Source organism: Acinetobacter sp. ANC 3832, assembly GCF_002135415.1.
In the GTDB taxonomy this organism is placed as follows: Bacteria; Pseudomonadota; Gammaproteobacteria; order Pseudomonadales; family Moraxellaceae; genus Acinetobacter.
In genome coordinates this window covers 361,004-381,209 of sequence record NZ_NEGJ01000003.1, presented here as the reverse complement: position 1 = coordinate 381,209, position 20,206 = coordinate 361,004, and the positions used below count along the sequence as shown (strand labels likewise).

Genomic DNA, 20,206 nt, shown 5'->3' with positions numbered 1-20,206 from the left:
AGCTAAACCGAAAAAGAAAGCACCCAAGCCTGCTTCGAATAAAATGTATAAAGGTATCCTCATTGGCTTCATGGCATTGTGTGTCGTGGTTGCGATTGTCTTAAAATTAAACTTATTTAAAGATTATCCTGTCGAAGGAAAAAAACAAAAATTATCAATTACCAATGGTGAAACATATACTGGTTTTATCGATCAACTGGCAGAAGATAAGAAAGTTAGTTTTCCAATCATTTTAAAGTTATACCGTAAGGTTTTTATTCATGACACCATGAAAGCTGGAGTCTACGAAGTGACTCAAGGTATGAGTGTTCGTGAAGTTTTGGACATGGTATCCAATGCTGATAATGCTCAAATGAGTCGTTTATTGGTGATTGAAGGCACGACTGCAAAACAATTGATTCAAGCACTGCGTCAAGACAATTTGATTCAAAAATCAGTGGTCAATTTACCGACTGCACAGCTTTTGAAAGAACTAAATATCCCTTATGAACATCCTGAAGGATTATTCGCACCCGATACTTATTTCTTTGATAAAGGTGAGTCAGATAAAAAGATTTTGACTGATTTATATCAACGTCAAATGAAAATTTTGAATGAAGCATGGGAAAAACGTGCCCCAGATTTACCCTATAAGAATAAGTATGAAGCCTTGATTATGGCTTCCATTATTGAAAAAGAGACCAGTGTAGATCGTGAATTAGAGCAAGTTTCAGGTGTTTTCGCACGCCGTTTAAAAATGGGGATGCGTTTACAAACTGATCCAACCGTTATTTATGGCATGGGTGATCGATATCAAGGGAAAATCTCGAAACAAGATCTTCGTACACCGACAGCATATAACACATATACTATCAATGGATTACCGCCAACACCGATTGCTTTGCCAAGTAAGAAAGCCATTGAAGCAACCATGCATCCAGATGATTCAGAAAATATCTATTTTGTTGCCACAGGTAATGGTGGGCATACATTTACCAGCAATCTCGCAGATCACAACCGTGCTGTGCAGGAATATATTTCAGTTATGCGATCTAAGAAGTAAGGAATGAGCATGTTTATTAGTTTTGAAGGCACTGAAGGTGTAGGAAAAACCACGCTTATTCGTAAATTGTATGAACATTTTCAAGCTGAAGCTCAAGATGTTGTTTTAACTCGTGAGCCGGGTGGCACACCTTTGGCAGAACAGATTCGCTCTTTATTGCTTTCTGTAAATCATGATGAGCAAATGAGTCATGATACTGAACTTTTGCTGATGTATGCGGCTCGAGCGCAGCATCTTGAACGAGTTATTTTACCTGCCTTAGCACAAGGTCAGATTGTTTTATGTGACCGTTTTAGTGATTCAAGTTTTGCTTATCAATGTGCCGGACGTGGTTTAAGTCGTGAAAAGCTACAATTGTTAAATGATAACTTTGTGGTAAAAATGCCAGATATTACCTTTTGGTTAGATGCACCCATTGAATTGGGCATGACACGTGCTCGTGAACGTGGTGCTTTAGATCGCTTTGAACAAGAAAAAGTGAGCTTTTTTGAAAAAGTTCGTTCTGGTTTTGAAGAGCTTCATGCAAAGAATCCAGTGAGGATGAAACGTTTGGATGCGACGCAAATGCCTGAACAAGTCTTTGAAGCTGCGCTTGGTTATGTAAAAGAATTTTAATCATTTTTTAAAAGTGAACGCTCGGGTTACCTGACTAGATAAAGTTGAGAAAGTCTTTATATTGATAAGTGATACATATGGATATGAAGATAAAACTTTATGAAAAGTAATAAAACAGAAATCGTTGCATTTTTAGAAAAGCACTTTCCACCGAGTTTAAAAAAGTGTGAGATTGAAGAGGTTGTTGAAAAAGGCGCAACTTTAACGTGGCATGTAAGTGGAAATGATATTCGTCCGGGTGGCACAATATCAGGACCGACCATGATGACCCTTGCTGATTTTGCCTTATATGTTGCGATTTTAGGTGAAATTGGGATTGTTGGTTTAGCTGTAACCACGAATATGAATATTAATTTCCTGCGTAAACCAACAGGTGGAACAGATCTTCGTGGTGTGTGTAAACTAATGAAAGTTGGTAAAGCTTTAATTGTGGGTGAAGTTTGGATTTATTCAATTGATTCAGATGAGCCCGTCGCACATGTAACAGGAACTTATTCTATTCCTCCGCAAAGATTGAGCAATATAATTTAATTTGGCTAGGAAGCTTATTTTTGGTTGAATCGAATAGTGCATCAAGAACAGGAGATACCATTATTGAAATGATATCTCCTTCTAAATTTATGCATTGACCAATGGTGTTTCCACTTGGAAGTTGGGTGGTGTTAAAACCGTTTTACGCAATTCAGGTGATAATTCAGGATAATCCAAGGTGTAGTGTAAGCCACGAGATTCCTTGCGTTGCATTGCACAACGAACAATCATTTCTGAAACTAAAACTAAGTTACGTAATTCAATTAAATTTTTGCTGACGTGATAATCCTGATAATACTCAGTAATTTCTTTTTTCAGCATTTCAATACGATGTAGTGCACGTTCTAAACGTTTAGTAGTGCGAACGATACCGACATAGTTCCACATGGTGGCACGCAGCTCATCCCAGTTTTGCAGAATAACAACATCTTCATCAGGATTGTCGACTTGGGTTGCATCCCACCCAGCAACTTTCGGGAAATGAAAGTTTGGACTATATTTCTGTTCTATATCTTTTGCAGCACTCATTCCATAGACGAAGCATTCTAAAAGTGAGTTACTTGCCATACGGTTAGCACCATGTAAGCCAGTATACGAAGTTTCACCAATCGCATATAAACCTTCAATATCCGTTTGGCTATTTTCATCAACAACCACACCACCACAAGTGTAATGCGCTGCTGGAACGACTGGAATCATCTCTTTGGTAATGTCGATTCCAAGTTCAAGCAGTCGTGCATATAACGTCGGAAAATGCTCTTTTACAAAAGCTTCAGGCTTATGTGTGATATCGAGCCAAACATGTCGAATCCCGAGGCGCTTGATTTCGTAGTCGATTGCTCGTGCAACAATATCTCGAGGTGCAAGTTCTGCACGCTCATCAAAGCGAAGCATGAAGCGTTCACCATCAGGTAAGCGCAAATATGCACCTTCACCACGCATGGCTTCTGTGATTAAAAATGAGCGCGCTTGAGGATGATACAAGCAGGTCGGATGAAATTGATTGAATTCCATATTGGCAACACGGCAACCCGCACGATATGCCATTGCAATGCCATCACCTGTCGCAATATCAGGGTTAGAGGTATATAAATAAGCTTTCATTGCACCCCCACAGGCGAGGGCAGTAAACGGTGCTAAGAAGGTATGTACCTTTTCATTTTTTTCGTCCAAGGCATATAAACCTACAGCCCGATTTTCTTCATCAGTTTCACCGAGTTTATGTTTTGTAATTAAATCAATCGCAATATAATTTTCAAAAATATCAATATTTTGTTTTTGTTTGGCTTTTTCAATTAAAGTGGTTGAAATCGCTTTACCCGTGGCATCTGCATTATGAATAATACGGCGCTGAGAATGCCCACCTTCACGAGTCAAATGTAGCTGTTGTTTCTCGTCTAAAGTAAATTCAACACCTTGCTTCAACAGGAAATCAACCGAAGGTTTGCCACCTTCAACTGTATGTTGTACAGCATCTCTTTCACATAACTGAGCGCCTGCAATCATCGTGTCATCAATATGCTGTTCTAGAGAATCTGTTTCATCAAGAACTGCGGCAACACCACCTTGTGCAAAATAGGTGCTTGCATCAGTTAGGAATGATTTCGCTAAAACTGCAATTTTAAAATGATCAGGTAGCGATAAGGCTAAACTTAAGCCAGCACCGCCACTTCCCACAATAATCACATCAAATTGATGTGTTGTGCTTAAATTAGACATGTCTATCAGCTAATTTGAAAAAAGTTTGTTAATGACACTCTTTTTTGTATAAAAATACAATAGTTATAGTTCACACTTTTTAAATAAAGCAGTGATTTTTTGACAATTTAAGAAAAAATTAAGTAAGACTTTGTTTTATAGATATAAAGCAACATATATTTACGCAAATATGCCGATTAATATGTTACAAACAATTTTTAGTAAAATCATCATTTGTGGGTTCATATTTCATGAATAGTCGCTCTATACAAAAAGGAATGTACGCTGCGGTCTTTACAATGACAGCAGTGCAAACGCAGGCATCAGCACCCGTTGATTTTTCTAATCTGGTTGAGCAAGTCAGCCCTGCGGTGGTGAGTGTCAATGTTGTTAAAAAGATGACTCAGGAAGAGATTCTTCAGCAACAAGTTCCTGAAATATTGAAACGTTTTTTTGGTAATCAAGTCATTATTCCACAACAAAGAGTACCACAAGAAAAAACCGCATACGGCAGTGCATTTTTTATTAGTAAGGATGGCTACCTTCTGACCAATCACCATGTGGTTGAAGATGCCTCTAAAGTCACGATTATGTTGAATGATCGCCGTGAAATTGATGCAAAAATCGTGGGAAGTGATGAGCGTACTGATGTTGCATTATTGAAAGTAGAAGGGAATAACTATCCTGCTTTAACCACAGGGAATGTAGATCAGCTTAAAGTTGGACAGCCTGTACTTGCAATTGGTTCGCCGTTTGGTTTTGATTATTCAGCATCTGCAGGAATTGTCAGTGCAAAATCTCGTAATATGATGGGTGAAACATCAGTTCCATTTATCCAAACAGATGTTGCTTTAAACCCAGGTAATTCGGGTGGTCCATTGTTTAATCAACAAGGACAAGTTGTTGGTGTGAACTCACGTATCTTTAGTGGGACAGGTGGATACATGGGCTTATCATTCTCGATTCCAATTGATGTCGCGATGGATGTTGTTGATCAATTAAAGAAGAATGGGAAAGTGACACGCTCATATTTAGGCGTAATGTTACAGGATATTGACCGTAATCTTGCTGAAGCCTACAAATTATCAAAACCGGAAGGTTCATTGATTACGCAAGTTGCTCCGGATTCTCCTGCGGCTAAAGCAGGCTTTCGATCTGGGGATGTGATTATGAAATATAACAGCACGCCTATTTCAAGAACATCTGATTTATTAAATTATTTGAACCGTACCACACCGAATCAAACTGTTCAGCTTGAAGTTTTACGTGATGATAAAGCCAAAGTGATTTCAGCAACGTTAACGACTGCGCCAGATGATACACCTGCAAAAGATGATGCAACGACAGCCACCAAACCACAAAAAGGACCTGTATTAGGTGTTGCGATTCGTGGTTTAACTGAAGCAGAAAAAAATAAAATCGGTGTTAAAGGTGGTGTATTTATTCAAGATGTGACCCGTGGCGGTTTAGCAGCAGAATCTCGTATTATCGCGGGAGATGTGATTACGCAAATTAATAACAGAAAAATTAACACACCAAATGATTTTGTTGAAGCAGTATCTGAATTGCAAAAAAATACTGTAGCGCGTGTTGCCATTATTCGTGATGGTCAACATGCGATGATTGGTCTTCGGATTCAATAAATGAAAAAGTTTGATTGAATAAACTTAATCACCATAAAAAACCACTCATTTTGAGTGGTTTTTTATTACTGAAGATTCCATCCGCTGTCATGCTTTGTTAGATTGTTCAGGACTAAAAGGAACTTTCGTAGGATAAAATAAGTGAGTACATGTTTTTTTGATTTAAAATTAATGGTTCAGCCTGAGCATATTGATATCTTAGGACATGTGAATAATGTAGTTTATGTAGCATGGATGCAGGATGTTGCCACTGCACATATCGAAGCTTTAGGTTTGGGTTTAAAAGAATATATAGAATTAAAGCATGCGATGGTTGCGGTAGAGCATCAAGTGCAATATCGCAAAGCTGCAATGTTAGATGATGAGGTGATTCTAAGAACATGGTTTTATGACATTAATGCATTATATTCTTTTCGGCAGTATGCCTTTTATCGGGCGAAAGACAGCGCTCTACTATTTACTGGAAGTACAAAATGGGCGTGTATTGAAATTGCGACAGGTCGCCCAAAACGTATGTCGCCCACTTTTATTCAGGCTTATCAGCCAATTGATTCAACTTTAAATCCTTTCGATTTTTCCAAATAAACTCTGAAACTAGAATGTATCTTGTTTGGGAGTTTTTGATTGTCCCAAATTGAAAATAAGACCTTTCATGCTCTTCTAAATAGAAAAGAATGAAAGGTCTTATTGGTTATGCTGCAATTAAGCCTAATGTGATCAGCGAAAGAAAGCGCTTTAAATGGTGATGTTAAATTGATACTTATTTTGTAATTTTAGTCTTAGTTGCTTAATTTAATATGTTTAAACGGATTTTTTCATTTGTTTTGAACAGACTTTATTGACACGGTCTAGGGCTTTTTCTAAACCTTGTAAGCGACGTTGGTTGTTGTAACGTTTAGCATCTACAATTTGCTTTTCGATACTTTGTCTTTGATTTTTACAAACTTCATTATCATAAGCAAAGCTATGAACAGACATAAAAGCAATAGAGATTGCGAGTAGTGTTTTTTTAATCATGGTTAAACCTAATTGAGTTATTTTTAGATATTATTAAGAATAATAGTTATTTTTTAATCACTTTTGTGTAAAACTTTGTGAAATATATCACTAAACTAATATTGAGTGTGATTTCAAGTTAAGCTGATCTGGCTTGAAAATAAGCAGAAACGTTGTTTTTACCATTGCTATTAAATCCTATTTTTTAGGGAGCTAGATTATTGATTAATAACAGCATTGAATATTTGGGATAAAGGTTGAGATTAAGAAGGTTTGTATAGTTTTGCTGAAATGGATTTTTTTAATAAATTGAGGAGTTAAAGATCTTACATAAGTATAAATAAATTTTTATTTTTCTCATTGAAAGGGGAGTAAAAAGATTTTATATAAGAAATCCCATCTTAATTTAAAAAAGAATAAAGAAAATCGGCTTGGTTGATGTAAAAACCTTCATTGGTGTTTAACGCTTGAAAAGCATCTATACGAATTTCAAGATTATTTCTTAAGGACGCCACATTAATATGAATACTTTGAAAAGACCATCTGCTATAATCCGATCCAATTTCTTAAACTGCTTTTGCTATGTAGTTTGAATTTTATACATAGCGCAATTTATCGTTCAAGGTAACCCATGGCGCAAGCTAAAAAATCTGTTGATATCAAAAATATACGTAACTTCAGTATTATCGCTCACATTGATCACGGTAAGTCGACTTTGGCCGACCGTTTTATTCAGACTTGTGGCGGTTTGCAAGATCGTGAAATGCAAGCTCAAGTTCTGGACTCTATGGAGTTGGAACGTGAGCGTGGGATTACCATTAAAGCGACTTCAGTTACTCTATATTATACCCATCCGAATGGACAAGAGTACCAACTCAACTTCATTGATACTCCTGGACACGTCGACTTTTCATATGAAGTTTCGCGCTCTTTAGCAGCTTGCGAAGGTGCATTGTTGGTTGTCGATGCGGCTCAAGGCGTTGAAGCTCAGTCTGTTGCAAATTGCTATACGGCAATTGAGCAAGGGCTAGAAGTCCTCCCAGTTCTCAATAAAATTGATTTACCTCAGGCTGAGCCTGAGCGTGTTATTCATGAAATTGAAGAAATTATTGGGATTGAAGCGACCGATGCACCAACGTGTTCTGCAAAAACAGGCTTGGGTGTTGCTGGTGTACTTGAAACCTTGGTGGGTGTTATTCCTCCGCCTGAAGGTGATCGAGAAGCACCTTTACAAGCTTTAATTGTTGACTCTTGGTTTGACAATTATTTAGGCGTGGTGTCTTTGGTTCGAATTAAGCATGGTCGCGTAAAAAAAGGCGACAAGATGCTCATCAAATCAACAGGTCAAACGCATATTATTACTTCTGTGGGTATTTTTAACCCTAAACATACTGAAACAGGTATGTTGGAAGCCGGTGAAGTTGGTTTTGTGATTGCAGGGATTAAAGATATTTTTGGTGCGCCAGTGGGCGATACCATGACATTGGCGACCACACCTGATGTTGCAATATTACCTGGTTTCAAAAAGGTTAAACCACAGGTTTATGCAGGTTTATTCCCGATTGATGCAAGTGATTTTGAACCATTCCGTGAAGCATTACATAAATTGCAAATTAATGACTCAGCATTGTTCTTTGAACCTGAAAGTTCAGATGCTTTAGGTTTTGGTTTCCGTTGTGGTTTCTTAGGCATGCTCCATATGGAGATTGTGCAAGAGCGATTAGAACGTGAATATGATCTAGACATCATCACTTCAGCACCAACGGTCATTTATGAATCGTTGATGAAAACGGGTGAAACGATTTATATCGATAGTCCATCTAAAATGCCAGATGGTTCAACTGTTGAAGATTTACGTGAGCCAATTGCAGAATGCCATATTCTTGTTCCTCAAGAATACTTAGGTAATGTCATGACTTTATGTATTGAACGCCGTGGTGTTCAAAAAGACATGAAATTCCTAGGCAATCAGGTTTCTGTGACTTTTGAAATTCCAATGGCTGAAGTGGTTATGGACTTCTTTGACCGTTTGAAATCGTGTTCACGTGGTTTTGCATCACTTGATTATGGATTTGTACGTTTTGAAAGTTCATCTTTGGTTAAGGTTGATGTGTTAATTAATGGTGAGAAAGTCGATGCGTTGGCAATGATTTGTCATCGTAATGATGCACGTCATCGTGGTATTGCACTGGTAGAAAAAATGAAAGATCTGATTCCACGTCAGATGTTTGATGTTGCCATTCAGGCAGCCATTGGTGCTCAAATTATTGCGCGCTCTACAGTAAAAGCAATGCGTAAAAACGTATTGGCTAAATGTTATGGTGGTGACGTTTCACGTAAGAAGAAACTGTTATCGAAACAGAAAGAAGGTAAGAAACGCATGAAGCAAGTGGGTAGTGTTGAAATCCCACAAGAAGCGTTCTTAGCTGTCTTGAAAGTAGATAGATAATAAATTGAGGATATAATAGCCCATGGATTTTGATTTTAATTTAATTCTTGTACCTGCCACATTAATCTTTTTTGGCTTGTGGTTGCTTGATCAGTTTGTGTTTAAACAACGTAAAACGAAAGGCAAGGGGAATGAGCATTTTATTATCTCATGGGCTTATGATTTTTGGCCTGTTTTGGCAGTGGTTTTAGTCTTACGTTCATTCTTCTTTGAACCATTTAATATTCCATCTGACTCTATGGTTCCAACCTTAGAAACGGGTGATTATATCTTAGTGAATAAGTTTCAGTATGGTGTGCGATTACCAATTACCAATACTAAAATTTTAGATATTGGCGAACCACAACGTGGTGATGTTGCTGTATTTCGTTATCCAGAAAATCCAAAAATCAGTTATATCAAACGTATTATTGGTTTACCAGGTGACCATATTATCTATGATAAAGGTCAGTTGAATATCAATGGTCAAAATGTCGAGCAAATTCCAACTGAATTTAGCCGTCAGAAAGATATTTTAGATACACCGAAATCAATTTATTATACTGAGACAATGGGGACTCATAAGCATTTAATTCGTCTACTTGAAGGTCAGAACACTTTAGTGGCTGCATTTAATTATGCACAAAGTAAAAAGGATCTACCTTTTGTTGCAACCGCAAATGATCGTTTTGTAAAATCGAATGGTCAAAGCTGGGAAGTAACAGTGCCAAAAGGACATTACTTTGCTATGGGTGATAATCGTGATCAAAGTGCTGATAGTCGCTTTTGGGGTTTCGTACCTGAAGAGAATTTAACGGGTCATGCAATTTATGTATGGATGCATAAAGAACCTGGTTTGAATTTCCCTTCATTTGCTCGTAATGGTGCGATTGATTAATCAGTATTTTAAGATTTATGTTGGATAATAAAAATGCGTAAAAATCAACAAGGTACATCTTATATTGGAATTTTATTAGGGGTAGTGGCTTTTGCATTTATTGTGAAAATAATAGTTGCGATATGGCCGAGCTACTGGGATGATCGTGTGATAAACAATCAGATTGCTGAACTTGTTAAAAACAGCCCTGCAGATATCACACCTTCAACATTTATAAGCAAAATGGGCCAAAACTTAGAAATGAACAATATTCGTGATATCAAATTTCAAGATATTGCGACTGTATCAACTAAGGATGGTCTAGAAGTGACTAAGAAGTATGAAGTAAGAAAGAATTTCTTAATGAATATTGATTTAGTCCTAACATTCGAGAAGAGTTTTGATCAAAGGTCAGTTCAAAGTAAGTGATCCACGCTTACCTAGTCGCATCGGTTATCAGTTTAAAAAATCTGAGCTACTTCATCTGGCACTGACACACCGATCGGTGAGCCACAAATATAATTATGAGCGCCTAGAGTTTCTAGGCGATTCATTGTTAGGGATGATCATTGCAAATTATCTTTACTGCGCTTATCCTCAAGAAAATGAGGGTCGCTTAACGCGTATGCGAGCAACTTTAGTTCGTCAGGAAGCGCTTGGTAAAATTGCAAACGATTTGAAACTAAGTCATAGTTTAATATTAAGTACGGGCGAATTAAAATCAGGTGGTCATCATCGTGAATCCATTCTCGCAGATACAGTTGAAGCGATTATTGGTGCAATTTATGTTGATTGTAATGATTTAAAAATTTTAGAACCTATTGTTCTGAAATGGTATGAACCTTATTTTGAAAATATTGAACCTACAGATCAACTGAAAGATCCTAAATCCCGATTACAAGAATATCTGCAAGGACGTAAAAAACCTCTCCCTATTTACGAGGTTGTGGATATTCAGGGCGATGCGCCAAACCAACATTTCAAAGTGGAATGTGTGGTTGCTGGTCTGCCAGCAATGCTGGGTGAAGGATCAAGTCGTCGTTTCGCTGAACAAGCGGTAGCGGCCGAATTTTTAAAGCTATTGGAGCAATAACCTTCATGTCGATTCAAAATGATCAGAATGAAACAGATCAAACTGCTGAAACAGCGAATACTGATCTGTTAGATCAGTTTTTTAGTTCACAAGGTATGACAATTCCTGCCGATTATAAAAGCGGATTTGTGGCGATTGTTGGACGCCCAAATGTAGGTAAATCTACATTAATGAATCACTTGTTGGGTCAAAAGCTTTCAATTACTTCACGTAAACCACAAACGACTCGCCATAAAATCATTGGTATTGATAGCCGTGAGAAATCACAAGCGGTATTCGTAGATACGCCAGGAATGCATAAAAAAGAAGTTCGCGCCATCAATAAAATGATGAACCGTGCTGCATCTTCTGCTTTACGTGATGTAAATTTGGTTTTATTTGTAGTTGATGCACAAAAGTGGACTCAAAACGATGAATTGGTTTTGGAAAAGCTTAAAAATGCTGAAATGCCTGTGATTCTAGTCATTAATAAATTGGATACGCTTGATAATAAAAATGCAGCTTTGCCTTTAATTCAAGAACGTGCCAAATTAATGAATTTTGCTGAGATTGTTCCTGTATCAGCATTACAAGGTTCAAATTTAGATCATTTACGTAATGTGATTGAGCAATATTTGCCATTTCAACCACCACTTTATTCAATGGATCAAGTGACAGACCGTTCAGAGCGCTTTCTTGCATCTGAAGTGATTCGTGAAAAAATCATGCGTCAGTTGGGTGAAGAGTTGCCTTATGATTTAACGGTGCAAATTGAGTCTTTTAAGACTGAAGAAGCAACAGTGAATGAAAAAACAGGTCGACCAAAACCAGCATGTACTTATATTGATGCGACTATTTTTGTTGATCGTCAAGGGCAAAAAGCCATTGTAATTGGTGAAAAAGGTGCAAAACTGAAGAAGATTGGTATGGATGCGCGTGCGGACATGGAAAAAATGTTCGAACAAAAAATCATGCTTACGCTTTGGGTGAAAGTGAAAGGTGGATGGTCAGATGATGAGCGTGCACTCAAAAGTTTAGGTTATAGTGATATTTAATTACTAATTGCATTCAAGGACAGAACCGTAATGATCAGAGTTGTCGTAGTTTTATCCTGCATTTTTATGTTGCAAGGCTGTGTATATAAACTCGTTACGGTTCCTGTCAAAGTTGCCTACAAAACCACCAAAGGTGTGGTAAAAGGGACTGCGGCAGTCGTGGGTGCAGTCATCCCAGATGGTGATGATGACGAGGATGATCAGAAAAAGGATAAAAAAGATTAAGCGATTGCAAGATGCGTAATGAAGTCCTGCATGGTTATTTAATTCATCATCGAAAATATCGTGAACGTAGTCATATCGTGCATTTGTTCACTGAGGAATATGGTCGTATGGACGGTATTCTTAGACAAACACCCCCACCACAATATCAGCCGATTACTTTGCAAGCGACAGGTAAATCTGAGCTGAAAAATTTTACAAAGTTGGAAATTTTGAATCAACCGATTTTCTTTTATGGTGATGCTTTTTTTTCAGGTTTTTATTTAAATGAAATTATTCTACGTTTATGCCCTTTAGAAGAGGGAATGCCTGAAACTTTTCAGCAGTATCATACCACTTTAGAAAATTTACAGCATTTGGGTCAGCATCCTGAAGCGAATGCATTTCTCAAGCAAGTTTTGCGTCAATTTGAACATGTCTTACTTGAAGAATTAGGTTATGCCATCGATTTTAGTTGTGATTCGCAACATCACAATATTCTACCGAATCAAAGATATCAATTTCAATTAAACGAAGGCTTCATCCCTGTTTCACATACTTCTTCTGCAACTTTACAAGGTATGCAAATTCTCAGTATGTTGAATTATGAAAAGGGTGGGGATTTTAATACAGAACAGTTACAATTACTCAGCAAGCTTTATCGTCAAATGATTACATCATTATTGGGTGATCGACCTTTAAAAAGTCGTCAGCTGTGGATTCAAAATTCTCAATCGAACACGTCAAATCATAAATCTAGTTAGGAAAATGTTATGGCTGCATTGCTGGGTGTAAATATTGATCATGTTGCGACTTTAAGACAAGCGCGTGGTACAAATTATCCTGATCCTGTAAAAGCAGCATTGCTCTGCGAACAAGCAGGTGCGGAAGGGATTACTTTACATTTGCGTGAAGACCGTCGTCATATTCAAGATGATGATGTACGACGTATGCGTCCAGTTTTAACAACACGTATGAATTTAGAATTGGCTGTCACCGATGAAATGGTTGCTTTTGCTCAAGAAATTAAGCCTCACTTTGTGTGTTTTGTGCCTGAAAAGCGTGAAGAAGTTACGACTGAAGGTGGTTTGGATGTCGTTGGGCATTTTCAAGATGTAAAAGCTGCGACACAGGCGTTAATGTCTGTAGGTAGTCAAGTTTCTTTGTTTATTGACCCAGACTTTGCACAAATTGATGCTGCGTTCGAATGTGGGGCGTCAACCATTGAATTACATACTGGGGCTTATGCCAATGCTGAAACAGCAGAAGCACAGTTAGCTGAGTTAGAGCGAATTGTTCAAGGTACAGCTTATGCAGCCAATAAAGGTTTGGTTGTGAATGCGGGGCATGGTTTGAATTTGGAAAATGTGGCGGCAATTGCTGCGATTCCTCAAATAAATGAATTGAATATTGGACATTCAATTATTGCAGAAAGTGTATTCGTTGGTTTAGAGCAAGCAGTGAAGGATATGAAGGCTGCGATTCAAGCCGCTCGTTAATTTAAGTGTGATCAATGTCAAATATGAATTATGATGAACTTATGCAGCCTGTGATTGGTTTTTTGGGTTGTGAAACACCGCAAGCATGGTTGGATGAAGCCTTAAATAATCTCCCATTATTAATGCAAGATCATGCAAATTGTGAAAAGAAAGCGGCAGGTACAGCCATGAACCTGATGTTTCGCTATAGTTTTTTTACAGATTTGCAGATCAAATTGGCACAACTGGTTCGTGAAGAAATGCTTCATTATGAACAGGTACTTGAGTTTATGACCAAACGTGGTCAGGAATGGAAGGCCTTAAGTGCAGGGCGTTATGCAGGTGTGCTACGTAAAGAAATACGGACTTATGAGCCAGAAGCGCTAATAGATGTCCTTGTGATCGGTGCTTTTGTTGAAGCACGCTCTTGTGAGCGTTTCTATGCGCTTGCACCGCTTGTCGATGAAGAGCTGGGACGTTATTATCGTTATTTACTTAAATCTGAATCACGACATTTTGAAGACTATTTGGCTTTGGCACGAGATATTGCAAAGACGTCTAAATTGAAAGATTCTGAAGAAGATATTCAACAACGTATTGACCATATTCGCGAAGTGGAAAAAAACTTGATTCTTTCAGAAGATAATACTTTCCGTTTTCATAGCGGTGTACCAGCTTAACGTGTATCACATCGATTGATATGAGAAATTTAAGAATAGCGAGTTTGAAATCCTCTACATGTTAGGGGATTTTTTATGTCGATTCATTTAATTTTTATTTTGCATGGAATTTGAATTAACCTTTATTTCATAGGTCATTTTAGATTTTTATTTCTTTAAATTTAGTCCATAAAAAAAGCCTATTTCATTAAAATAGGCTTTTATAATTTGGCTCTCCAACCTGGGCTCGAACCAGGGACCTGCGGATTAACAGTCCGTCGCTCTACCGACTGAGCTATTGGAGAATCTGAATGCGATTATAAGGAGATTTAAAAAGTGGTCAAGCTAAAAATGTCATGAATCCTTCATTTTTCAATCGTATGCTTCTTATTTGATCGGAAAGTAAAGAAGTAAGCAAAAATATAAATTCAGTCTTGCATCTGTTGAATTTGCTTGCTAGATTAAATCCATAACAGAACGTTTAAATGTTTATTTAAACAGTGTGGATTTAACCAACTTGCCAGCACTAAAATGGCTAAAACAGGAGACAGCGAATGAATACGCTTACTATCCCCGAAGTTTTTTCAAATATTGATTTTTATAAAGAAAATTATCTTTCTATCCTCTCTGATTCAGCACAGTATTATACTGAAGTTGAGAATGCTCATATCCACGTTTGGCCTATTGGTGAAATTAAATTACATCTTGGTGATTTATTACAACTCTGGTTTAGTGAAAAGTGGTTGATCAATTCACCTTGTCAATTATTCCTTGAAGATGCGACTAGAGAATTGTATAGAGAGGCTAAGCAATCGCTTCAACGTGATCATGATTTATATCTGTATCAACTTGAAGGCAGTGCTTTATCAGGTTCAAATCGTTCAAAAGTGTGGTCTGAGTCAGAGCAAAAATCCTTAGTGGTTTCTTTAGACAGTGTCTTTAAATATTATTGTATTTATAAAGGAACTGATCAGCCGATTTTTTCAGCTCAGCAGATCCTGCCTTTTAAATCGGCTGTTTAAATCTCTAGATATTAAGCATTTTGCATCAGTTTTGAACGAACTCTTTATTTTGAGTAAGGTAAGCATAAGAAAAAGGCTGATGTAAAAAGCTCATTACATCAAACATTGAGTTTGATGTAATGAAATTGTTCTAGTGTATTTAAGAATTAACTTGCTGATTTTTTGTGCGGTAGTTTTGCTTTAAAAGCAGCCCATTTTTCTTGACGTTTTACTTTGTTTTCTTCTTTTTTCTGTTCTTTTAACACTTTGTTGGCTTGTCTATTTGCTTTTTTTATTGCTTCCACTGAAGCTTCAATTTCAGCTTCAACTTCGTCATAATCCCAACGATAAACAACAGCATGTGCATCCTTAAAGTATGTATCAGCTGCTTTGTCATCCGTTTCATCAAAGTCATCAGCATCGAATAATGTACCGACTAAAGCATCTGTAGAAAAACCCAGAAGTACGCCTAGTGGACCGCCTAGAATACCTAAAAGTGAGCCAAGCGCTCCGCCGCTTAAAGTATTGATGCCATCTGAACTGTTATTTTCATCATGAATTTTAATTTTACCATCGCTTAGACGTTCAACAATGGATGCTTGGTTAATGTTACCAATAGAAGAATTTGTTAGTTTTGTGAAATAATCATAAGCTTTTGTTGAATCATCCCAACTTGCCAAAAGAATGTGAATTGTCATATATAAATCCTCAATAAATAATATATTTGTTCATTATATGTACTTGATATTGAGTGATATGAGTGTAACGAGCGTAGGCGTTTGATTGGTTTTATAAGGAGTATTTGTTATTTTTTCTTAATAATAATTTTTCAGTAAACTATTCGAATAAAGAATCCGAATAGTTTGAAGGATTGCGTTTTATTTTCTAATGATCATACAGGTCGCAGTTGCATGTGCATAAAGTTTACCATCTTCATCCACGATTTTTCCTTCAGAAATACCCAAATTTTTGCTCATATTAATGACTTGTCCAATTGCTAAAAGTTCTTTATCTAGCGGGATAGGGCGACACATTTTAATATTCAGGTCTATAGTTCCATAACCAACACCTGCTTCAAGTAGTGTATGTACCGCACAGCCTGTGACTGAGTCTAAGACTGTGGCAGCAAAACCACCGTGTACGCCACCAAGAGGGTTCAAGTGGCGCTTATCCGCTTTAACATTAAAGCTTGCAGTACCTTCTGAAATTTGGTGTAGATCCATAGGAATTGTTTCGCTGATACTGGCTCTAGGAATATGCCCATCCACCATTGCTTTTAAGAATTCAAGACCTGTCATTTCTTTTGGATGTTTCATTTTTAATCCTTCAATATATTTAGTTCTAAAAAGGAACTTATTAGATAAATTAGTGCCAAATTCTTAGAATAGCAATATCATCTTGTGAATCTTAAGTATCTAATTCATAAATTTTCTCGATGCTATCAGAGCTTTTTAAAATTTTAAGCGCAATTTTTTCACCTGTTGCCCATGTCGTTATCATTGAGCCATGTTCCACATCAATAATATCGATTTCTTTACATAAGGTGCGATCACTTTCAATAACAATAAACTGTGGTGATTGTTGTTTTAAACATTTCGCTATATATCGTTTTAAATTTTGTTGTTGATAAACATCTATAATTTTGTAGCGCATATTCATCATTATATTTAAGTCATTGTAAGTATTCAGTCTAAATTTTTTTAGTTGAAAATTCTACTTTTTAATTGTTTCTAATTTTTGTAAACGTTGGAAATTCATACATTTAAGCTACCACTCACACAGCATATAATCCGTGAGTATTTCTAAGTTGGCATGTAAAAATAAAATATTTTTTAGAGATTTTATATAGGTATTCACGATTTCTTTATTTCTTTATTTCTTTATTTCTTTATTTCTTTATTTCTTTATTTTGAGGAGAAATCAAGGTACTTGATTCAATGCATTTATTGATAAGAAAGACCTGTCATCGCTTTATTTAAAAAGTGCTGAGAGGGAATAAAAAATAGATAACAAATTTATTGATTTAGAGCATCAGAGATAAGGATTGGATATCTCAAATAAAATCAGATATCTATGATCATAATAGCAATATCGTTGAAAATGGATGCTCAGCAATGTTCTTCAAAATTTCACTGGCAATGATCGCTTTTGCTGCAAACTCTGTACTTTGTCGTTTAGCACTGTCAGATCGACTGATTGATCCAATGAGTTTTAGTTTGATTCGAGTCAGTTCAGGGGCAATGGTTTTATTGATCCTGTGGCTATTGAGTACGCAACGAGTCAAAATTGAATGGAATATCAAAAATGCGATATTCCTTTTTGTGTATATTTTGGCTTTTTCCTATGCTTATATCAAAATTGATGCAGGTGTGGGGGCACTTTTATTATTTGGTACAGTGCAATTGACCATGATTTTTTACGGTATTTTTCATGGTGAAAAACTAACTTTAAAACGTGGGTTAGGTGTTTGTGTGGCTTTGCTTGGCATTATTATATTGTTGCTGCCAGGTGCGAGTACACCAAGTTTATTTTACAGTGTGATAATGGCAATTTCTGGTTTGGCTTGGGCGGCTTATAGTATTTCAGGTAAAACGATGAGTCATCCTTTATCCAGTACATTCGCCAATTTTTTGCTTGCTGTACCCATCATTTTAATTGCAAGTTTTCTCTTTCAGCAAGATGTCGTAATGAATGCCAAAGGAATCATACTCGCTCTCATTTCAGGAGGATTAACCTCAAGTGGTGCATATGTTTTGTGGTATTCGATTGTTAAACATATAGATCGAATTACAGCAAGTACAGTGCAGTTGAGCGTTCCTTGCTTAGCAATACTCGGTGGTTCTTTCTTTATTGGAGAACCCATTGGACTGAGAATCATATTTTCGACAGTTGTTGTATTGTTTGGCATTGCTTTGGTGATTTTTTCAGTGAAGCAGAAAAGTAGTTAAATCTATGCTATTAAAAAAACCCGCATTAAATGCGGGTTTTTAAAAAATTTAAAGAAAGTATTCTTTAAAATTATTTTTCAGCAGTAATTGAAGCAATCGCAGCATCAACGCCTTCAATTGAATCAGCCGCTTTTTTGATACGAGCAAGTGCATCAACAAGAACTTCATCAGCAGTTGCATAAGAAATACGCATGAAACCGCCTAAACCGAATGCATCACCTGGAACAACAGCAACGCCAGTTTCTTCCAATAACCATTCAGAAAACTCTGTGCAAGATTTTAAACCTTTAGCACGAATTAACGGTTTGATATTGGCATATGCATAGAATGCACCATCAGCAGGCAGACAAGAAATACCGTTGATGTCATTTAAGCCAGCCATAACTAAGTCATGACGACGTTTGAATGCTTCAATCATTGGCTCAAGAACGTCTTGAGGACCATTCAATGCAGCTTCAGCAGCAACTTGCGAAATTGAAGTTGGGTTTGACGTTGATTGTGATTGGATTTTTTTCATTGCGCCAATCAATTTAGCAGGACCCGCTGCATAGCCGATGCGCCAACCAGTCATTGCATAGGCTTTAGATACACCATTTAATACAATAACGCGGTCATAAAGATCAGGTGCAACAGTCGCGATGTTGTAGAACTCGTCATCCCAACGGATTGGTTCATACATGTCATCAGATGCAACAAATACTTCTGGATGTTTACGAAGAACGTCCGCTAAAGCTTCTAATTCTGCTTTAGTGTAGATCATACCTGTTGGGTTAGAAGGGCTGTTTAATACCACTAAACGAGTTTTGTCAGTGATTGCAGCTTCTAATTGTGCAGGTGTAATTTTGAAACGTTGTTCTTCACCACATTTCACAACAACAGGGACGCCTTCAGCAATAATCACCATATCTGGGTAGCTTACCCAGTAAGGTGCAGGGATGATGACTTCATCACCTTTGTTTAACAAAGCAAGCGCTAAGTTAAAGAATGATTGCTTACCACCACAAGAAACCAAAATTTGATTTGCAGCGTAATCTAAATTGTTGTCGCGTTTAAATTTAGCAATAATTGCCTTTTTAAGACTTGGCGTACCGTCAACAGCTGTATATTTAGTAAAACCGTTGTTAATCGCTGCAATTGCTGCATCTTTGATGTGTTGTGGGGTATCAAAATCAGGTTCACCTGCGCCCAAACCAATGACATTTTTACCAGCAGCTTTTAATTCAGCAGCCTTGTTTGTCACAGCAAGTGTAGGGGACGGTTTGATGGCATTGACACGATCAGAGAGACGTACGTCCACGGCAATATTCCTTCTTATAGGGATAAAAAATAAAAGCAGGTTATCTTAGCTTAAAATGTAGAGTTTCGTCGTCCAATAAGCGAACAAATTAATAAAAAAACACGAAAAATTATAAATTATTGTTTCAATTAAATTGTTCTATTAAAATTAGTCAGTATGAAACTCGCACTCGATTTAAAATTTACGTACAATATGCTCAGATTAAGTTGAGTGAATCACATGAGCACCCAAAATTCTCCTAAGAAAAAACCTTTGGTTAATTTACCTTTTCCGATTAAACAAGCAAATGATGCAAAAAGTGCGGATGAAGATGTTGAAGATCTACGTCCAAAACCACAGCCATATGCTGATCGTACTTGGATGCCTCCACGAGGTACACGACGCTCTTTTGGTAAGCGTTAATCAGGTTGAGATATAAAAAATAGGTGCGCATGCATCTATTTTTTTGTCTGTTGATTAGACCTATTCATTCTTTATCATTATGTATTTTAGCGTTTAACTTATTTTAGTTTTGCTACATCTTTTCAAAAAAATTCACCAAAGATATTTTACATAAGAGTGATCCACCTCTTTATTTTTCTCATGAATAGATACATTAAAGGGCTTTGCCCTAAAAATCCTATTTTAAAGCTTAAAATTGTTCTAATACGTTGTTAAGAAAGTCT

At 36.9% G+C, this 20,206-nt stretch carries 23 protein-coding genes and 1 tRNA gene; 17 read left to right on the top strand and 7 right to left on the bottom strand.

The window, feature by feature from the left end; translation table 11 throughout:
• Positions 1–43 precede the first annotated feature (43 nt).
• The 3 genes from mltG to B9T35_RS06195 all read left to right on the top strand — a co-directional run bounded on the left by mltG (position 44) and on the right by B9T35_RS06195 (position 2,188).
• Positions 44–1,042 carry an endolytic transglycosylase MltG gene (gene mltG, locus B9T35_RS06205; protein WP_416202425.1) on the top strand — a complete coding sequence of 333 codons (999 nt, stop codon included), beginning with the start codon at positions 44–46 and terminating at the stop codon, positions 1,040–1,042.
• Between the two features lie 9 nt (positions 1,043–1,051).
• A complete protein-coding gene (gene tmk, locus B9T35_RS06200) occupies positions 1,052–1,657 on the top strand; it encodes a dTMP kinase (RefSeq protein WP_086190238.1) in 606 nt (201 codons plus the stop codon).
• A gap of 99 nt (positions 1,658–1,756) precedes the next feature.
• Positions 1,757–2,188: a PaaI family thioesterase gene (locus tag B9T35_RS06195; protein ID WP_086190237.1), complete on the top strand. Its 432-nt coding sequence runs from the start codon at positions 1,757–1,759 to the stop codon at positions 2,186–2,188.
• An 87-nt stretch (positions 2,189–2,275) separates the two neighbouring features.
• Here the strand turns inward: B9T35_RS06195 and nadB are convergent, their stop codons facing one another.
• Positions 2,276–3,913, bottom strand: coding sequence for an L-aspartate oxidase (gene nadB, locus B9T35_RS06190; protein ID WP_086190236.1), 1,638 nt, complete (start codon positions 3,911–3,913; stop codon positions 2,276–2,278).
• A 224-nt stretch (positions 3,914–4,137) separates the two neighbouring features.
• Here nadB and B9T35_RS06185 point away from each other — a divergent pair, with 224 nt between their 5' ends.
• Both B9T35_RS06185 and B9T35_RS06180 read left to right on the top strand, forming a co-directional pair.
• Positions 4,138–5,529 (top strand): Do family serine endopeptidase, encoded by a 1,392-nt coding sequence (locus B9T35_RS06185; RefSeq protein ID WP_086190235.1) that lies wholly within the window; start codon positions 4,138–4,140, stop codon positions 5,527–5,529.
• 171 nt (positions 5,530–5,700) lie between these two features.
• Positions 5,701–6,114, top strand: coding sequence for an acyl-CoA thioesterase (locus B9T35_RS06180; protein ID WP_086190327.1), 414 nt, complete (start codon positions 5,701–5,703; stop codon positions 6,112–6,114).
• 216 nt (positions 6,115–6,330) lie between these two features.
• On the opposite strand, the gene B9T35_RS06175 is transcribed toward B9T35_RS06180, so the two are convergent.
• The gene (locus B9T35_RS06175) at positions 6,331–6,546 is read right to left on the bottom strand and encodes a DUF1090 family protein (RefSeq protein WP_086190234.1); all 216 of its coding nucleotides are present in this window, start codon (positions 6,544–6,546) and stop codon (positions 6,331–6,333) included.
• 610 nt (positions 6,547–7,156) lie between these two features.
• Here B9T35_RS06175 and lepA point away from each other — a divergent pair.
• From lepA to B9T35_RS06130, 9 genes are read left to right on the top strand one after another with little or no spacing between them, the layout of a single operon-like run.
• Positions 7,157–8,974 (top strand): translation elongation factor 4, encoded by a 1,818-nt coding sequence (gene lepA, locus B9T35_RS06170; RefSeq protein WP_086190233.1) that lies wholly within the window; start codon positions 7,157–7,159, stop codon positions 8,972–8,974.
• Positions 8,975–8,996: 22 nt separating this feature from the next.
• Entirely contained in the window at positions 8,997–9,851 is an 855-nt protein-coding gene (gene lepB, locus B9T35_RS06165) for a signal peptidase I (RefSeq protein WP_086190232.1), read from the top strand.
• A gap of 33 nt (positions 9,852–9,884) precedes the next feature.
• Positions 9,885–10,259 carry a DUF4845 domain-containing protein gene (locus B9T35_RS06160; RefSeq protein WP_086190231.1) on the top strand — a complete coding sequence of 125 codons (375 nt, stop codon included), beginning with the start codon at positions 9,885–9,887 and terminating at the stop codon, positions 10,257–10,259.
• Positions 10,231–10,923: a ribonuclease III gene (gene rnc, locus B9T35_RS06155; RefSeq protein WP_086190230.1), complete on the top strand. Its 693-nt coding sequence runs from the start codon at positions 10,231–10,233 to the stop codon at positions 10,921–10,923. The genes B9T35_RS06160 and rnc overlap by 29 nt, the downstream gene beginning before the upstream one ends.
• A gap of 5 nt (positions 10,924–10,928) precedes the next feature.
• A complete protein-coding gene (gene era / locus B9T35_RS06150) occupies positions 10,929–11,957 on the top strand; it encodes a GTPase Era (RefSeq protein WP_086190229.1) in 1,029 nt (342 codons plus the stop codon).
• A gap of 30 nt (positions 11,958–11,987) precedes the next feature.
• Positions 11,988–12,182: an NF038104 family lipoprotein gene (locus B9T35_RS06145; RefSeq protein WP_086190228.1), complete on the top strand. Its 195-nt coding sequence runs from the start codon at positions 11,988–11,990 to the stop codon at positions 12,180–12,182.
• Between the two features lie 11 nt (positions 12,183–12,193).
• Positions 12,194–12,922 carry a DNA repair protein RecO gene (recO, locus tag B9T35_RS06140; RefSeq protein WP_086190227.1) on the top strand — a complete coding sequence of 243 codons (729 nt, stop codon included), beginning with the start codon at positions 12,194–12,196 and terminating at the stop codon, positions 12,920–12,922.
• Positions 12,923–12,931: 9 nt separating this feature from the next.
• On the top strand, positions 12,932–13,657 hold the full coding sequence (gene pdxJ, locus B9T35_RS06135; RefSeq protein WP_086190226.1) for a pyridoxine 5'-phosphate synthase: 726 nt from the start codon (positions 12,932–12,934) through the stop codon (positions 13,655–13,657).
• A 14-nt stretch (positions 13,658–13,671) separates the two neighbouring features.
• Positions 13,672–14,316: a tRNA-(ms[2]io[6]A)-hydroxylase gene (locus B9T35_RS06130; protein ID WP_086190225.1), complete on the top strand. Its 645-nt coding sequence runs from the start codon at positions 13,672–13,674 to the stop codon at positions 14,314–14,316.
• A gap of 208 nt (positions 14,317–14,524) precedes the next feature.
• Here B9T35_RS06130 and B9T35_RS06125 read toward each other — a convergent pair.
• Positions 14,525–14,600 (bottom strand) — tRNA-Asn (locus B9T35_RS06125).
• 249 nt (positions 14,601–14,849) lie between these two features.
• Between B9T35_RS06125 and B9T35_RS06120 the strand changes: the two genes are divergently transcribed.
• A complete protein-coding gene (locus B9T35_RS06120; protein WP_086190224.1) occupies positions 14,850–15,317 on the top strand; it encodes a hypothetical protein in 468 nt (155 codons plus the stop codon).
• A gap of 146 nt (positions 15,318–15,463) precedes the next feature.
• On the opposite strand, the gene B9T35_RS06115 is transcribed toward B9T35_RS06120, so the two are convergent.
• From B9T35_RS06115 to B9T35_RS06105, 3 genes are all read right to left on the bottom strand, one after another.
• Positions 15,464–15,994, bottom strand: a complete 531-nt coding sequence (locus tag B9T35_RS06115) for a hypothetical protein (protein WP_086190223.1) — start codon at positions 15,992–15,994, stop codon at positions 15,464–15,466.
• A 180-nt stretch (positions 15,995–16,174) separates the two neighbouring features.
• A complete protein-coding gene (locus tag B9T35_RS06110) occupies positions 16,175–16,612 on the bottom strand; it encodes a PaaI family thioesterase (RefSeq protein WP_086190222.1) in 438 nt (145 codons plus the stop codon).
• A gap of 91 nt (positions 16,613–16,703) precedes the next feature.
• Positions 16,704–16,949, bottom strand: coding sequence for a hypothetical protein (locus B9T35_RS06105; RefSeq protein WP_086190221.1), 246 nt, complete (start codon positions 16,947–16,949; stop codon positions 16,704–16,706).
• A gap of 461 nt (positions 16,950–17,410) precedes the next feature.
• Between B9T35_RS06105 and B9T35_RS06100 the strand changes: the two genes are divergently transcribed.
• Positions 17,411–18,244, top strand: coding sequence for a DMT family transporter (locus B9T35_RS06100; protein WP_086190220.1), 834 nt, complete (start codon positions 17,411–17,413; stop codon positions 18,242–18,244).
• 70 nt (positions 18,245–18,314) lie between these two features.
• Here B9T35_RS06100 and B9T35_RS06095 read toward each other — a convergent pair whose 3' ends face one another.
• Positions 18,315–19,541, bottom strand: a complete 1,227-nt coding sequence (locus B9T35_RS06095) for a pyridoxal phosphate-dependent aminotransferase (RefSeq protein WP_086190219.1) — start codon at positions 19,539–19,541, stop codon at positions 18,315–18,317.
• Between the two features lie 219 nt (positions 19,542–19,760).
• Between B9T35_RS06095 and B9T35_RS06090 the strand changes: the two genes are divergently transcribed.
• A complete protein-coding gene (locus B9T35_RS06090; protein WP_086190218.1) occupies positions 19,761–19,943 on the top strand; it encodes a hypothetical protein in 183 nt (60 codons plus the stop codon).
• The last annotated feature ends 263 nt before the right edge of the window (positions 19,944–20,206 follow it).

Excerpts from the sequence above, each read along its gene's own strand:
- mltG (WP_416202425.1), top strand. The coding sequence starts at position 44 with ATGTATAAAGGTATCCTCATTGGCTTCATGGCATTGTGTGTCGTGGTT.
- tmk (WP_086190238.1), top strand. The coding sequence starts at position 1,052 with ATGTTTATTAGTTTTGAAGGCACTGAAGGTGTAGGAAAAACCACGCTT.
- B9T35_RS06195 (WP_086190237.1), top strand. The coding sequence starts at position 1,757 with ATGAAAAGTAATAAAACAGAAATCGTTGCATTTTTAGAAAAGCACTTT.
- B9T35_RS06185 (WP_086190235.1), top strand. The coding sequence starts at position 4,138 with ATGAATAGTCGCTCTATACAAAAAGGAATGTACGCTGCGGTCTTTACA.
- B9T35_RS06180 (WP_086190327.1), top strand. The coding sequence starts at position 5,701 with ATGGTTCAGCCTGAGCATATTGATATCTTAGGACATGTGAATAATGTA.
- B9T35_RS06175 (WP_086190234.1), bottom strand. The coding sequence starts at position 6,546 with ATGATTAAAAAAACACTACTCGCAATCTCTATTGCTTTTATGTCTGTT.
- lepA (WP_086190233.1), top strand. The coding sequence starts at position 7,157 with ATGGCGCAAGCTAAAAAATCTGTTGATATCAAAAATATACGTAACTTC.
- lepB (WP_086190232.1), top strand. The coding sequence starts at position 8,997 with ATGGATTTTGATTTTAATTTAATTCTTGTACCTGCCACATTAATCTTT.
- B9T35_RS06160 (WP_086190231.1), top strand. The coding sequence starts at position 9,885 with ATGCGTAAAAATCAACAAGGTACATCTTATATTGGAATTTTATTAGGG.
- era (WP_086190229.1), top strand. The coding sequence starts at position 10,929 with ATGTCGATTCAAAATGATCAGAATGAAACAGATCAAACTGCTGAAACA.
- B9T35_RS06145 (WP_086190228.1), top strand. The coding sequence starts at position 11,988 with ATGATCAGAGTTGTCGTAGTTTTATCCTGCATTTTTATGTTGCAAGGC.
- recO (WP_086190227.1), top strand. The coding sequence starts at position 12,194 with ATGCGTAATGAAGTCCTGCATGGTTATTTAATTCATCATCGAAAATAT.
- pdxJ (WP_086190226.1), top strand. The coding sequence starts at position 12,932 with ATGGCTGCATTGCTGGGTGTAAATATTGATCATGTTGCGACTTTAAGA.
- B9T35_RS06130 (WP_086190225.1), top strand. The coding sequence starts at position 13,672 with ATGTCAAATATGAATTATGATGAACTTATGCAGCCTGTGATTGGTTTT.
- B9T35_RS06120 (WP_086190224.1), top strand. The coding sequence starts at position 14,850 with ATGAATACGCTTACTATCCCCGAAGTTTTTTCAAATATTGATTTTTAT.
- B9T35_RS06115 (WP_086190223.1), bottom strand. The coding sequence starts at position 15,994 with ATGACAATTCACATTCTTTTGGCAAGTTGGGATGATTCAACAAAAGCT.
- B9T35_RS06110 (WP_086190222.1), bottom strand. The coding sequence starts at position 16,612 with ATGAAACATCCAAAAGAAATGACAGGTCTTGAATTCTTAAAAGCAATG.
- B9T35_RS06105 (WP_086190221.1), bottom strand. The coding sequence starts at position 16,949 with ATGCGCTACAAAATTATAGATGTTTATCAACAACAAAATTTAAAACGA.
- B9T35_RS06100 (WP_086190220.1), top strand. The coding sequence starts at position 17,411 with ATGTTCTTCAAAATTTCACTGGCAATGATCGCTTTTGCTGCAAACTCT.
- B9T35_RS06090 (WP_086190218.1), top strand. The coding sequence starts at position 19,761 with ATGAGCACCCAAAATTCTCCTAAGAAAAAACCTTTGGTTAATTTACCT.